The organism is Streptomyces sp. NPDC001890 (assembly GCF_042891445.1).
GTDB lineage: Bacteria > Actinomycetota > Actinomycetes > Streptomycetales > Streptomycetaceae > Streptomyces.
In genome coordinates, this window is sequence record NZ_JBIATE010000012.1 from 57,116 (window position 1) to 70,798 (window position 13,683).

Consider the following 13,683-nt stretch of genomic DNA (forward strand, 5'->3'; position numbering starts at 1 on the left):
CTGGTACGCCCCCGATCCACCGGGCGGTCCCCGGGGACGCCGCCGGTCACACCCCGACCGGCGGCGTCGCCGTGCTCGCCCGCACCACCACCTCGCCCGCCACCCGCACCACCCGGGCCCGCTGCCCCGCCGTTCGCTCCCGCAGGGCCAGCGCGATCACGTCCTCGCCCATCGCGGTCAGCGGCAGCGCGACCGTGGTGAGCGCCGGTGACAGCTCCCGCACCAGTGGAATGTCGTCGAACCCGGCCAGCGAGACATCCTCCGGCACCCGCAGCCCCGCCTCCTTCAGCGCGGCGAGCGCACCCACCGCCATCACATCGGTGACCGCGAACACACAGGTCGGCCGCGGCCCGTCGCAGGCCAGCAGGCGGCGGGCCGCCGCGTACCCGCCGTCGCGGGTGAACGCCCCCTCCACGACCCGGCCGAGGCCGATCCCCGCCTCCGCGAGCCCCTGCCGGAATCCCGCGAGCCGGTCGGAGACGGTGGTCAGCGCGGGCGGCCCGGTGAGCACCGCGAACGAGCGATGCCCGAGCCCCGCCAGCGTCCGGGCCAGGGCCGCAGCACCCGCCCGGTTCTCCGGCTGCACGGTGTCCACCCGCAGACTGCGGTGCCGGCTGACCACGGCCACCCGGCCGCCGACGCGGACGTACGGCGCCAGCTCGGCGTCCAGGGCCCGCTCCCACGCCCGGTCCTGGATGCCGGAGCCGATGAGCAGGATCGCCCGTGCGCGCTGGGCCCGGAGCATCGACACATAGGCGATCTCCCGGGCCGGTTCCCTGAAGGTGGAGGCCAGCATCACCAGCAGGTCCCGCTCGGCCGCGGCCCGCATCACACCGCTCGACACGGCGGCGAAGTAGGGATCGCTGACGTCATGACAGATCAGGCCCACCGTACGGTTGCTGGTGGAACCGGCGAGCACCTGGGCATGGGCGTTGGGGATGTACCCGAGTCTTCCGGCCGCCGCCCGGACCCGCTCGCGCAGATCCTCCCGGACCCTGGCCGTGCCGTTGAGGGCGCGCGAGGCCGTGGCGGGGGAGACGCCCGCCTCGCGGGCCACGGCATCGAGCGTCACATGGCCGGTCGAGGGGTGGCTGTCGGGTGGCTCCGGGCGGTGCGATGTTCCGTACTCGCTCAACTCGACCCCCAAGGGCGCGGTGGTGGGAGGCCCCCGAAACTTGCCGACGACCTATTGACCGTGCGTGCAGGCAGTCATTAGCGTGGCGAAAACCCTATCAGAAAGCGCTTTCTGAAAGCGCCTTCTCGTCATCGCAGGATCGCACAGCTCTCAACAACTGCCCCCGAAGTTCAGGGAGTTCAAAGTGAGCCAGAGCGCGTTGACCAAAAGTCCCCCCGAACCGGCCGGAGTCGTCCGGCGGGTCGGGCCATCGATGGGGGAGCGGATCGCCCGGGCGGCCGAGCGGAGCTGGCGTCCCGTCGCCCTGTTGCTCGTCTGCTTCGCGGTGTGGTGGCTGATCTCCGCCGCGGAGCTGGTGAAGCCCTATCTCGTGCCGTCCCCCGGCGCGACGCTCGATGTCCTGACCGGCAAGGCCGGCTACCTCTGGCAGCACACCTGGGTGACCACGTACGAGACACTCCTCGGATTCCTGATCGCCGTGGCCGTCGGCGTCCTGGCCGCGGTGGTCATGGTGTACTCCTCGACCGTCGAGCGCACCCTCTACCCCATTCTGCTGTTCGCCCAGGTCGTGCCGAAGATCGCGATCGCGCCGCTGTTCGTCGTCTGGCTCGGCTTCGGGATCGGACCGAAGATCCTCATCGCCGTGCTCATCGCCTTCTTCCCCGTGGTGATCTCCATGGTCACCGGCCTGAAGGCGGTCGACCCGGAGATGCTCCAGCTGTCGGCGACGATGGGTGCCAGGCCCTGGCAGACCTTCCTCAAGATCCGCTTCCCGGCCTCGCTCCCGCACCTGTTCTCCGGCCTCAAGGTCGCGGTCACCCTGGCCGTCACCGGCGCGGTCGTCGGTGAGTTCGTCGGCGCCAACGAGGGCCTGGGCTATGTGATCCTCCAGGCCAACGGCAACCTCGACACCCCGATGCTCTTCGCCGGACTGTTCGTGATGTCCCTCATCGGGGTCGCCCTCTTCGTAGCCGTGGAGATCGCCGAAACGCTGCTGCTCCCGTGGCACGCCAGTCGCCGGGACACCTCCGCCACCACCACGTACTGACTCCGCCGTACCGACTTCGTCGCGAGAAGGGCCAGCCCATGCATGCGCGCAGACTCCTGATCGGTGTCGTCCCCCTCGTCCTGGTGGCCACGGCCTGCGGTGGCAACGACGCGTCCACCACCACCAGCGAATCGGGCAAGAAGCTGGACAAGGTCACGCTGACCCTCAACTGGTACCCGTACGGCGAACACGCGCCGTTCTACTACGGGAAGCAACAGAAGATCTTCGAGAAGCACGGCATCGATCTGAACATCCAGGCGGGCCAGGGCTCGCAGAAGACGGTGCAGGCCACCGCCGCGGGGCAGACCGACTTCGGCTGGGCCGACACGCCCGCGCTGCTCGCCGGGGTGGACCAGGGCGTCCAGGTGAAGAGCCTCGGGGTCTTCCTCCAGACCACCCCGGCATCGGTGCAGTCCTTCGATGCCGAAGGGATCAGCTCCCCGGCCGACCTCAAGGGGAAGACCATTGCCGGGACCGCCGGTGACGCGCTCTCCAAGACCTTCCCGATCTTCCTGAAGAAGAACAGCCTCGGCGAGTCCGACGTCAGGGTCCAGAACACCGACCCGGCGGGCAAGATCGCCGCGGTCATCTCCGGGAAGACCGACGGACTGCTCGGCTATGCCAGCGACCAGGGCCCCACCATGCAGGACAAGGCCGGGAAACAGGTCTCCTATCTGCGGTTCTCCGAGAACGGGCTGAACTTCTACTCCAACGGGCTGCTCGCCGGCCAGAAGATCCTCGCGTCCAGGTCCGAACTCGCCGGGCGCATGGTGAAGGCCGTCAGCGAGTCCTGGGCGGCCGCCGCGAAGGCCCCCGGGCCCGCGGTCGCGGCGATGGACGGCGCTTCGGAGCAACTGCCCTCGAAGACGGTCCTGGCCGAACAGTTCAAGACGACGCTCACCCTGCTGCACACCCCGTCGACCGAGGGGAAGGCACCCGGGGTGAACAACGAGGCGGACTGGCAGCAGACCATCGACGTCTTCGCCGAGGCCGGCATGGTGAGCAAGCCGAAGGCCGTCGCGGAGTACTGGGACGAGAAGACGGCGCTGAAGGGATGACGATGCCCGAGCAGTACGCGACGAAAGCCGGAGCAGCGCCGGCCCCCGGCGCCGCGACGAGAGCCGGGGCACCGGCCCCCGGCGCCGCGCCGGCGGTCGCCCTGTCCGACGTGGCGGTCCGGTTCCGCAGCAGGAAGCGTGACGTCACCGCATTGAGCGGAGTGTCGCTGGATGTGGCGCCCGGCGAGTTCGTGGCCATCGTCGGCCCGTCCGGGTGCGGCAAGTCGACCCTGCTCAAGCTGGTCGCCGGACTGCTGGAACCGTCCTCGGGCGAGGTCCGGCTCGGTGGCGAACCGGTCCACGGGGTGCGGCACGACATCGGCTACGTGTTCCAGCGCGCCGCCCTCCTGGAGTGGCGCTCGGCGCGCCGGAACATCCTGCTCCAGGCCGAGATCCGGAAGATGCCCCCGGCGCGGGCGCGCGACCGGGCGGACGAGCTGATCCGGATGACGGGCCTGGGCGGTTTCGAGGACGCGTATCCGCACGAGCTGTCCGGCGGAATGCAGCAGCGGGTGGCACTGTGCCGGGCGCTGCTGCACGAACCCCCGGTGCTCCTGATGGACGAGCCGTTCGGCGCCCTCGACGCGCTCACCCGCGAGCAGCTGAACATGGAACTGAACCGCATCTGGCGGGAGACCCGCACCACCGTCCTGCTGGTCACGCACTCCATCTCGGAGGCCGTCTACCTGGCCGACCGGGTGGTCGTGATGAGTCCGCGCCCCGGCACGATCTCGGAGATCATCGAGGTGGGGCTGGGCGCGGAACGGGAGTACGGCGAAACGCTGGGCCGCCCGGAGTTCCGCGACGCGGCGGCCCGCGTCCGCGATCTGCTGGGGGCGGCCTCCGCACACGACTGACGCACCGCGTGACGCCCCCGGCCCCGCACGGTGCGCGGGGCCGGGGGCGTCACGTGTTCCCGACCGCTCAGTACCGCAGCCGGGACAGATACGTGTAGCTCGCGAGCGCCGAAGCGAACGGATCAGCGGGCGCGTCGTGCTCCACCAGCCACTGCTTCACCCCGCCCCGCCGGGCCGTGTCGAACATCGCCGGGAAGTCCAGCACCCCCGAACCGATGTCCGCGAAGTCCCCGTTCGGCGCCATGTCCTTCACATGCAGGGCGGGGAAGCGGTGCGGATGCCGCACGAAGAGCTCACCCGGCGCCGAGGCGCCACCCTTGGCCGCCCAGTACAGATCCAGCTCGAAACCCACCAGCTCCGGGTCGGTCTCGGCGAGCAGGATGTCGTACAGACCGACGCCGTCGACCACCTGATGGTCCGTGCCGTGATTGTGGTAGAGCAGCTTCAGTCCGGACTCGCGCGCGGCGAGTCCTGCCCGGTTGAACTCCCTGGCCACTTCCCGGTATCCGGCCGGGCTGTGCAGCGAACCGGGCAGGCTGGGCACGACGATCCACTTGCCGCCCAGCGTATGGATGTCCTCCAGCGCCTGCGGAAGACCGGCCCCCTTCACGATGTCGTAACCGACATGTTCGAGGACGGCCCGCAGCCCGGTCCCGTCGAGCATCCGCCGGATGTCTGCCGCGCTGTGCCCGTGCCGGCCACTCACCCCGACCGTGGCGTAGCCGATCGAGGCCAGCCGTTCCAGGGTGCCCCTGAAGTCGGTCGCCAGTGGCGTACGCATGGTGTAGAGGTGCATGCCGATCCCGGACGGCGGGATGCGCCGACGACGGGACCCGGCGGCGGAGGCGGGGGTGGTGCCGAGCCCGGCGGCTGCGGCGGCACCCACCGCCGTGCCCAGGAAGGAGCGTCGTGTGCGATACATGCGGGGTCTCCCCTCTCAACTCACGTCGATGCGTACGGAACCGGTGGTCGTGTCACCCTGGTCGTCGGTGACCGTCAGATGCGCGGTGTACGCGCCCTTGCGTCCGAAGGTGTGCGTGGCCGTCGCCCCGTCCGCCTTGCCCCCGTCGCCGAAGTCCCAGTGGTACGAGGCGATCGTCCGCCCGGCGCCCGGCTGCACGGCACTGCTCAGCGTCACGGAGAGCGGTGCGGCGCCGGTCGTCGCGCTCGCGGTCACCGCCAGCTTCGTGCCCGACGGCTTCTCGACCCCGGGGCCGTTGAAACGCAGCCAGTCGACGGCGAACAGATCGGCCTTCTCGCCGCTCCACTCGGGGTTGCTGAACACCGCGTACAGCTTCACGGTGCCGCCGGGATCCGTCAGTGCCGTCGTCGGCGAGACGAGATCGCCCCAGCCGCCGGTGTTCGGGACGGACACCTCGCCCAGCAGCGGACCGGTGGGCGATCCGGCCCGGAACTCGACACCGCCGCCGATCCCGCCGGACGCCGCGCCGACGGTCACCGACCCGACGTGCTTCAGGTTCACCGGGTCGAAGGCGATCCAGTCCCCGTCCTCGATCTCGGTCAGCCGCTTCCCGCCGGAGGCGTCGGCCCGGCTCGCGGTCACCGCACCGCCGTGCGCTCCACCGGTGGCGGTGAAGTGCTCGGCCTCGCGGAAGGAGGTACGCAGGGTGAGCGAGGCGGAACCGGTGAGCGGGGGTGCGCCCGGGGCGCCCTTGTCCTCGTACCGGGCGGAGATGCCGTAGTACAGGTTCTGTCCGGGGCCATGACTGTCCCCGGCGTCCGTGACGATCTCCCCGGCGCAGCCGGTGTAGTTGTCGAGGGGATGCAGATGGGTGTCGTGTCCGAGCTGCGACTGCACCACCACCCGCGAGCAGTCGACCGGCGCGCCGCTCCCGTCCTCCTTGTCCTTGACCTTGACGGTGAACGGGATGGTGTCACCGAAGCTGAACATCCCGCCGTCCGGCGGCTGTTTGACGGTCACCTCCGGACGGGTGTTGCCGACGGTGATGTCCTGCACCGCTTGACCGGTCAGCCCACCGGGCCCGGTGACCGTGAGCCGCGCGGTGAACAGTCCTTTCGTGCGATAGGTGTACGAGGGGTTCGCTTCGGTCGAGTCGGTGGTGCCGTTCCCGTCGAAGTCCCAGGCGTACGACACGGGCCGGTCGCCGGGGAGTCCGGACCCGGTACTGGAGAAGGCGACGCTCAGCGGTGCGGTTCCGTTGTCGCGGTCCGCGGTGATCTTCGCGTCGGGCAGCCGTCCGTCGCCGACGTAGTCGATCCGGTAGATGCCCGCACCTTCGTTGCTGCCACCGCGCCCCGTACCGCTGCCGAGCCCGAAGTCGATGACGTACAGCGCCCCGTCAGGACCGAAGTCGGCATCGAAGGGCTGGTTCCACTGCATGTCCTGGAAGATGCCGTTGACGGACTGGAGGTCACCGGCCTTGACGGGAGCGAACCGCGGATCGTCGAACGTCTGGTCCTTCTGCTGGAAGGAGAACGTCTTGAACCACTTCCGGGTCAGCTCGTAATTGATCCACTTCCCTTCGAAGTACTCGGGGAACTTGGTGCGATAGGCGTTGTCCGGGTCGTAGTCGTAGACGGGACCGCTCATCGGACCGCCGCCTCCGGTGCCGAGTTCCGGGAACTCGGCGGAGGCCGAGTACGCGTACCAGACGGTGGCGGGCCGGGCGGGCGGCAGCTCCCGCAGCCCGGTGTTGTTGGGCGAGTCGTTGACGAGCGCCGCACAGTCGAACTTCGGGCCGGACTTCTTCGCCGCGAAGTCGTAGTCGTTGAAAGGAGTGTTGTCACCGACGCAGTACGGCCAGCCGAAGTTTCCCGCCCGCGTGATGCGGGTGTACTCGACCGTGCCCTCGGGCCCGCGGTCGGCGACCGCCGCCTTGGCGTCCGGACCGTAGTCGGCGACCAGCAGCGCACCGCTCAGCGGATCGGTGGTGATCCGGAAGGGATTGCGCATCCCCATCGCGTAGACCTCCGGGCGTGTCTTCTCCGTTCCGGGTGCGAAGAGATTCCCCTCGGGCACGGTGTAGGTGCCGTCGTCCTTCGGCGTGATGCGCAGAATCTTGCCGCGCAGATCGTTCGTGTTGCCCGCGGTGCCCTGTGCGTCCCAGGCACGGCGGCCGGGGCTCTCGTCGATCGGGCTGAATCCGTCGGAGGCGAACGGATCGGTGTTGTCACCGGTCGCCGCGTACAGGTTGCCGGCCTTGTCGAAGGCGAGTGAACCGGCCATGTGGGAATTGGCCCGTCCCTCGCCCCGCCAGGTCGGAATGGTCAACAGCCGCTTCTCCGAAGCGGGATCGACCGCGTTGCCGGTGACGGTGAACCGGGAGAGGTTCAGCCGTTTCTCGGTCTTGTCGGAATGCAGCAGATAGAGCCAGTTGTTCGTGGCGAAGCCCGGATCGAGCGCGAGACCGAGCAGTCCGTCGGACTGACTCGTCATCTCCGGTGTGTACGCGAAGTCCAGAGCGGTCGACACCTTCATCGTCGTCTGGTCGATGACCTTCAGCTTTCCGGTGCGCTGGGCGAAGAAGACCCGCCGGTCGGGGGCGACGGCCAGCTCGAACGGATCGGCGAGATCACTGGTCGCCAGCGCGGTCCGCTGGAACGAACCGGTCCGCGTCGCCGTGCAGTCACCGGGCTTCGCGCCCGCGGCCCACTCGATGCCGCCGAGCAGGTGCTGGACGAAGCCCTCCTCCTGGAACGCCGAGGACGCGTGCCCGCCGGCGGTGAACCAGGAACGGCCGCCGTCGTAGTTCTGGCACCAGGACCATGGATGGTCCACCCCCTCGTCGAGCCCCGTGACGCCGTCGCGGACCTTGATCTGCGCGAGGGTGTGGACCTTGGAGGTCGGATTGGTGCGCCAGTTGTACCACTCCTCCGTACGCTCCCAGAGGTCCGGAAGGCCCTTGGTGGACGGGTGGGCGTGGTCGAGAACCTTGACCCGGCCGGTCTGTACGGCGGGGTGCTTGTCGAAGATCGCCCCGACAAGACCCTCGTACCAGCCCCAGTCGCGCTCACTGGCGGACGCGGCGTGCAGGCCGACCCAGCCGCCTCCCGCGCGGATGTACTTCTGCAGCGCCGTCCGCTCTGCGGCGTTCAGCAAGTCACCTTTCTCCGGTGTGGAGTTGGTGTTGTTGAACACGACGGCCTGGAAGCGGGCCAGATCGGTGTCATTGAAGACGGCGGAGTCGTCGGTCGCCTCGACCTCGAAACCGTTCTCGGCGCCGAGCTTCTTGATCGCGTCGATTCCGGCCGGAATCGAGTCGTGCCGGAAGTTGGTGACCTCGGAGTAGACCAGTACCCGGAAGGGCGCCGCGTGGGCCCGGGGCGGCGTGGCCACGAGCAGACCGACGACCAACGCCAGGAGAGCGGTGAGGGCGACGAACGGAGACGGGAACCGGTGACCCCGTAACGGGCGGCTGTACGAGGGACGATGACTCATGGGCGCTCCCTGTGCGGTAGATGCCGGCTGCGGGATTTAGAAAGCGCTTTCTGGAGTGCATCGTTCAGATTAGGTTGAGGTCTCCATGGGGTCAATGGGCCGGGACGGCATGCAATGGCCGCACGGTGCCTGCGGTGCGGGCCGGGGGAGGGGGAGCCCCCAGCCGCCCGGGACCCTGAGCCCCCTCGGTCCCCGCAGCCCCCTCGGCTCCCTCCGCCCCTCCACCTCCTCCGCCCCTCTCCACCTCCGCCCCCTGCTCAGCGTCCGAGGAAGCCGCCGATCCGCTCCCGCAGCCCCCGGGCGTCCAGCCCGTGCGCGGCGAGGTGCTCGTCCATCTCCCCGTACTTGCGCAGCTCGGGCCGCCCGACGCCGAGCCCGAGCACACGGTGCGGGAGATCCGCGAGCGCGTCATTGGCGGCGGCCGTCGAGGTGCCCGCCAGATAAGGCTCGACGATCACCACGTCCGCAACCCCGTGATCACCGATCGCCCGACGCAGCCCGGCCCCGTCGAACGGGCGCACCGTCGTCGCGTACAGCACGGTCGCATCGAGCCCGTCGGTCGCGGCGAGCACGTTGTCGAGCATCGGCCCGACCGCGATCACCACCCCGCTCGCCCCCTCCCGCACCACGGTGAACCCGCTCTCCGGCCCGACCGGACGTGCCCGCTCGTTGGACTGCACCGACAGCCGTACGTACACCCGGCCGTCCCCGGCCGCGGCTCGCCGCAGCAGCTCCTCGGCCTCGTCCGGGTGGCCCGGCACATGGACCGTCCACCCGTCGAGGGTGTCCAGGAGCGCGACATCGCCCGGCGACATATGGGTGAAGCCGCCGGCCGGCCAGTCGTACGAGGCTCCGGCGCTCACCAGCACCCCGCCCACCCCCTGATGCCCGAAGTCCAGCTTCACCTGCTCGAACGGCCGCTCCACCAGGAAGCTGGCGAAGGTGTGCACGATCGGCCGCAGCCCGGTCAGCGCCATCCCGGCACCCGCTCCGACCAGCAGCTGCTCCCTGATTCCCACATTGACGACCCGGTCCGGATGAGCCCGCGCGGCGGGGCCGAAGCCGTCCCGGCTGATCTCGGCCAGGACCAGGACGAGGCGCGGGTCCTCGTCCAGCAGCTGTGTCGTGGTGGCGATGAATCGGTCACGCATCGTGTCCATCTGAAAGGTCCCTCTTCTCGGTTCTCGAACGGAGCGTTCAGTTCTTCGGGTCGACATGTACGACCACGGCCCTCGGCTGCCCGGGGTGCGGCGCGGTGAAGGCGGCGTACAGCGCCTCGTGGTCCCGCCCGTCGACGGATTCGACCGACCAGCCCGCCGCCTCGAACCGGGCCGCGATCCCGCCGGGCCGGGCGTACGAAGCCGAAGCGTTGTCGATCACCACGGTGTGCAGCTGCTCCAGCCCGGCCGGGCCCGCGAAGGCGAGCGCCTCGTGGTTGCTGCCCTCGTCCAGCTCGGCGTCGCCGATCAGCACCCACACCCGCGGATCGGTGAGCCCCTGCGCCCGCAGCCCGAGCACGCTGCCCACGGCCAGCGGCAGCCCGTGCCCCAGCGACCCGCTCCCGATCTCGGCCCCCGGTACCAGCATCCGGTCGGGGTGGTGCCCCAGCGGTGAGTCGTACGACCCGAACCCCGCCAGCAGCTCCTCCCCGAAGAATCCACGCGCGGCCAGGACCGCGTAGTACGCCATCGGCCCGTGCCCCTTCGACAACAGGAACCGGTCGCGGCCGGGTGCGTCGGCGGTCTCGGGCGTCACGCGCAGTACCCGGTCGTACAGCACCCAGATGGCGTCCAGGGTGGAGGTCGCCGCGGGACCGTGCTTCTCGTCCCCGGTCATCAGACTCATCAGATGCATCAGGCGGTTCATGGAGCGGTGGTCGTGCGCCGGTGCGGCGGTGGTGTTCGTCATAAGACCAGCGTTGAACATCAAGCGCGGTTGAGGTCAAGCGCCAAAGGCGTTCGTAACCACCCTCCCGAGTGCGGTATTGTTCTCATGCGCGTTCGGCCAGGAGGAAACCCCAGGTCAGACGGGCATCGGGACGTGGCGCAGCTTGGTAGCGCACTTGACTGGGGGTCAAGGGGTCGCAGGTTCAAATCCTGTCGTCCCGACTGGAGACAGTCGCAGATCAGGGCCGGTTTCGGAGCAATCCGAAACCGGCCCTTGATCATTTTTTGGGGACCAGCTGGGGACCAGTTGGAGGTCCGGCGTCCTTGACCGGGGCAGCGGGTCATGACGATGGGGCTCGGCAGCGAGCGCGGTGCGCGCAGCACGTTGAAGTGGGCCGAGAGCGCCGCCCCGGCGGCCGTGATCTTGTGGACGTCCGGCCGGCCCCGATGTAGGCGCGGTCGGCGAGCACGGGGACGCCCTGGCGTTCGCAGATCCGGATGATGCGGTGGGCGCGGGCCGCGGTCAGGTCGTGAGTGCGGCCGGGCAGCGCGGGCGAGATCCACAGCAGCTTGCCGGTGGGATCGGCCACGACCTGCACGTTCACGCCGTGACGGCGGTGCTTCTGCCTCTCTCCTGAGCAGGAAGTTGTCGTCCTCGTTGAGGCAGTACGCAGGACTCATGGAGCGGGCGGGGCCAGCACATCTTGGAGAGCCGGCCGCAGGATCTTGCCCGTGGCCGTTCTTGGCACCGTGTCGACCCGCACGATCCGGGTGGGAAGCACACATTCGGCGAAGTGCCGGCGCAGATAGGCCCGCAGCTCGCTGTCCGTGAGTTCGGGCGGGGCGACCACGGCGGCCGAGACCGCCTCGCCCAGCAGGGGCTGGGGAACCGCCGCGCACGCCGCGTCACGCAGGCCGGGGTGTGCGCGCAGCACACGTTCCATCTCCTCCAAGGAGACCGTTTCACCCCGCACCTTGGCGACGTTCTTGGTGCGGCCGGTGAGGACGAACACGGTGCGGCCCGACTCGTCGTCGACCGTCTGCTGTCCCAGGTCCTGCGAGTGGAACCACCCGCCACGGAACGCCTTCGCGGTGGACGCTTCGTTGTTCGCGTACCGCGACATGACGTTGTGGCCGCGCATACAGATCTCCCCCGTCGCCCCCGGCTCGGCGAGGCTGCCGTCCGGCGTCAGAACCGCCACCTCGTTTCCGTGCACAGCGATACCGACGGACGGGATGTCGGCGTCGAGAACCAGATGCCGGTACGCCTCGTCGGACAGGTCCGTCGGCATGGTCACGGAGAAGTTCGTCGTCTCCGTCAGGCCGTACCCCTGAATCACGCGCGCGCCGATCCGGTCGTGCACGGCGCGGGCGGTCGTCGTCGACAACGGTGCCGCAGCCGAGACGAAGTAGCCGAAATTCCCGGGCAGTTCGCGGTGGCGCCAGGTCTCGGTCAAGGCGTCCAGGAGGCTGGGGACGACGCTGGCGATCCGCGGCCGGTACGTGGTCAGCAGCGCGGGATAGCCGAACGGGCTGAAGCGCTCGGCCAGCACCGCGTGAGCACCCGCCACGAGTGTGGCAATCAGCGTGAAGTGCACGCCGTTGACGTGATGGATGGGCAGGCAGCCCAGTATCCGGTCGCCGGATCCCAAGCCGTGATGGCGGCGGACCGCTTCCGCGTTGGCTACGGCGTTGGCGTGGGTCTGGGCCACCAGCTTGGACGCTGCGGTGGACCCGGAGGTACCGAAGTACAGTGCGTCGCACGCCGGATCGGCCGGAGTCTCCACGCTCCCGGGAGGCGGGGCAGGGAGTCTTCGCGGGTCCGGCAACCGTATGCTGCCCGGCAGGCCGTCCTCCGGCACCCGCGGCCCCCTGAGCACGATGTCGATGTCCAGTGCGCCTGTCTGCTCCGTCAGCCGGGCCGTGGGATCGGCGGGGTTCAGTATCAGCGCCGGGTTTCCCGCGCGCAGCAGGGCGAAGAGTCCGACCACGGACTCGGCGTCGTTGACGGGCAACAGGCCCACCGCAGCACCGGGGGGTACCGCGCATTCGGTACGCAGCCAGTGAGCCGTCCGGCGGCTGTACTCGTCGAGTTCCCGGTAGGCGAGGGTGGTTGTTCCGCCGTCCTCAGCGACCGCGGTGAGGTAGGGGGCATTGCCCCGGAGCTCCGCCGCGTGGCTCAGGTACGCCGGGATGCCGGAGCGAATCGTGTGGTCGGACCGGAAGAGCTCACCCTGGTATCGGCGAACCGGATCGGCGTCCGCCAGGGGACTGTCATGCATGCGGATTCCTCGTTCGGATCGGTCGACCGGTCATCCCCGGTCTCGGACGGCACGCTCGCCGCTCAACTGGTCCGTCTCGCCACGCGCACCAGCCGGACGATGTCGGCCACGGCGCGTACGGTGCGAAGGTTTCGGCGTTGATCACCTCGGGCGGGAGCTCGGAACCGCGATCCCACCGCCGGGGCCGGCTTATCCCCTTCGCTGGTACAAGCCCTCCACCAGGGTCATCCGCTCGGCGGACTCCAACGGCATGTGGGGCACCCCGAACGCGAGGATCTCCAGCGGCTTCGGCACATGGAGCATGGTCTTCACACCGTGTGCGTAGTTCGCCGGGACGAACACGGTGTCGCCCTGGCCCATCTCGTAGTCCACCCCGTCTATGTGGATGTGGCCGCGGGAGCTGAGTACGTAGAGGATGTGCGCTCCGGGGTGTGTGTGCAGTTCGAAGCGGGATCCGGGTTCCATGATGATGCGGTCCGCACCGACCGCCACGTCGTTCTCGATCATCTCGCCGGCGCCCACCGCACCCAGGATTCCGGGGAGGACTTCGCCTCGTGAGTTGAGGAGCTTCACCTCGGGTGAGCTGTAGATGTTTCGGATGTGCCGGTCGGGATTGAACCTGGTGTCCATGGCTCGGTCCTCTCTGACGGGTGGGGTGTTCATGGTGTGGTGCGCTGTGGTGCTGCGGTCTCAGGCTCTGCGCTGACCCGTCCGCCGACGGGCCCGGACCGGCCGGATCCTCAGCTGCTATGCCCGGCAGGAACGAGAGCCTCGTAGTCACGAGGTCGCGCATGCGTAGTGGGACCGGTGGCCTGGACCGGCGTCCAGCCTTGCAACGAGCCGCTACGGCATGCGCGGTACGGCTCCTTCTCCTAAGGGCTGTCCCGTAATCCCTGGCGGGCGTGCGACGACGGCCACGGCACCTCGCCGCGTTGTCGGAACGCCCGAATACATCCAGTATTCGGGCGTCCCTCCGCCTTGCGATGCACCGCGTCCG

10 protein-coding genes, 1 tRNA gene and 1 pseudogene are annotated in these 13,683 nt (G+C 69.4%); 4 read left to right on the plus strand and 8 right to left on the minus strand.

The annotated features are described in order from the left end of the window. Window positions 1-46: 46 nt before the first annotated feature. Window positions 47-1,072, minus strand: a complete 1,026-nt coding sequence (locus ACFYY1_RS25935) for a LacI family DNA-binding transcriptional regulator (protein ID WP_388590119.1) — start codon at window positions 1,070-1,072, stop codon at window positions 47-49. 247 nt (window positions 1,073-1,319) lie between these two features. On the opposite strand from ACFYY1_RS25935, the gene ACFYY1_RS25940 reads away from it, so the two are divergent. Genes ACFYY1_RS25940 through ACFYY1_RS25950 form a run of 3 tightly spaced genes read left to right on the plus strand, consistent with a single transcriptional unit; the run spans window position 1,320 to window position 4,098 of the window. Further along, entirely contained in the window at window positions 1,320-2,183 is an 864-nt protein-coding gene (locus tag ACFYY1_RS25940; RefSeq protein ID WP_388589763.1) for an ABC transporter permease, read from the plus strand. Between the two features lie 38 nt (window positions 2,184-2,221). After that, complete coding sequence (locus ACFYY1_RS25945; RefSeq protein WP_388589765.1) at window positions 2,222-3,241, plus strand: ABC transporter substrate-binding protein; 1,020 nt, start codon at window positions 2,222-2,224, stop codon at window positions 3,239-3,241. Continuing rightward, window positions 3,238-4,098 carry an ABC transporter ATP-binding protein gene (locus tag ACFYY1_RS25950; protein WP_388589768.1) on the plus strand — a complete coding sequence of 287 codons (861 nt, stop codon included), beginning with the start codon at window positions 3,238-3,240 and terminating at the stop codon, window positions 4,096-4,098. The genes ACFYY1_RS25945 and ACFYY1_RS25950 overlap by 4 nt, the downstream gene beginning before the upstream one ends. Window positions 4,099-4,165: 67 nt before the next feature. Here ACFYY1_RS25950 and ACFYY1_RS25955 read toward each other — a convergent pair whose 3' ends face one another. The 4 genes from ACFYY1_RS25955 to ACFYY1_RS25970 form a co-directional block, all read right to left on the minus strand. Next, complete coding sequence (locus ACFYY1_RS25955) at window positions 4,166-5,020, minus strand: sugar phosphate isomerase/epimerase family protein (RefSeq protein WP_388589771.1); 855 nt, start codon at window positions 5,018-5,020, stop codon at window positions 4,166-4,168. 15 nt (window positions 5,021-5,035) lie between these two features. Then, entirely contained in the window at window positions 5,036-8,518 is a 3,483-nt protein-coding gene (locus tag ACFYY1_RS25960; protein ID WP_388589773.1) for a ThuA domain-containing protein, read from the minus strand. Between the two features lie 257 nt (window positions 8,519-8,775). Further along, window positions 8,776-9,678, minus strand: a complete 903-nt coding sequence (locus ACFYY1_RS25965) for a transketolase family protein (RefSeq protein ID WP_388589776.1) — start codon at window positions 9,676-9,678, stop codon at window positions 8,776-8,778. 37 nt (window positions 9,679-9,715) lie between these two features. Beyond that, a complete protein-coding gene (locus ACFYY1_RS25970) occupies window positions 9,716-10,426 on the minus strand; it encodes a transketolase (RefSeq protein ID WP_388589778.1) in 711 nt (236 codons plus the stop codon). Between the two features lie 126 nt (window positions 10,427-10,552). On the opposite strand from ACFYY1_RS25970, the gene ACFYY1_RS25975 reads away from it, so the two are divergent. After that, window positions 10,553-10,626: transfer RNA gene (locus ACFYY1_RS25975), tRNA-Pro, on the plus strand. A 215-nt stretch (window positions 10,627-10,841) separates the two neighbouring features. Here the strand turns inward: ACFYY1_RS25975 and ACFYY1_RS25980 are convergent. The 3 genes and pseudogenes from ACFYY1_RS25980 to ACFYY1_RS25990 all read right to left on the minus strand — a co-directional run. Beyond that, window positions 10,842-11,027, minus strand: a pseudogene (locus ACFYY1_RS25980) (transposase family protein); the annotation flags it as partial. Window positions 11,028-11,081: 54 nt separating this feature from the next. Continuing rightward, on the minus strand, window positions 11,082-12,686 hold the full coding sequence (locus ACFYY1_RS25985) for a class I adenylate-forming enzyme family protein (RefSeq protein WP_388589781.1): 1,605 nt from the start codon (window positions 12,684-12,686) through the stop codon (window positions 11,082-11,084). 189 nt (window positions 12,687-12,875) lie between these two features. Then, window positions 12,876-13,316 (minus strand): cupin domain-containing protein, encoded by a 441-nt coding sequence (locus ACFYY1_RS25990; RefSeq protein WP_388589783.1) that lies wholly within the window; start codon window positions 13,314-13,316, stop codon window positions 12,876-12,878. Window positions 13,317-13,683: the final 367 nt, after the last annotated feature.

Coding starts and splice junctions, on each gene's coding strand:
- ACFYY1_RS25945 (WP_388589765.1), top strand. CDS start 2,222: ATGCATGCGCGCAGACTCCTGATCGGTGTCGTCCCCCTCGTCCTGGTG.
- ACFYY1_RS25950 (WP_388589768.1), top strand. CDS start 3,238: ATGACGATGCCCGAGCAGTACGCGACGAAAGCCGGAGCAGCGCCGGCC.
- ACFYY1_RS25990 (WP_388589783.1), bottom strand. CDS start 13,316: ATGGACACCAGGTTCAATCCCGACCGGCACATCCGAAACATCTACAGC.
- ACFYY1_RS25960 (WP_388589773.1), bottom strand. CDS start 8,518: ATGAGTCATCGTCCCTCGTACAGCCGCCCGTTACGGGGTCACCGGTTC.
- ACFYY1_RS25985 (WP_388589781.1), bottom strand. CDS start 12,686: ATGCATGACAGTCCCCTGGCGGACGCCGATCCGGTTCGCCGATACCAG.
- ACFYY1_RS25965 (WP_388589776.1), bottom strand. CDS start 9,678: ATGGACACGATGCGTGACCGATTCATCGCCACCACGACACAGCTGCTG.
- ACFYY1_RS25970 (WP_388589778.1), bottom strand. CDS start 10,426: ATGACGAACACCACCGCCGCACCGGCGCACGACCACCGCTCCATGAAC.
- ACFYY1_RS25955 (WP_388589771.1), bottom strand. CDS start 5,020: ATGTATCGCACACGACGCTCCTTCCTGGGCACGGCGGTGGGTGCCGCC.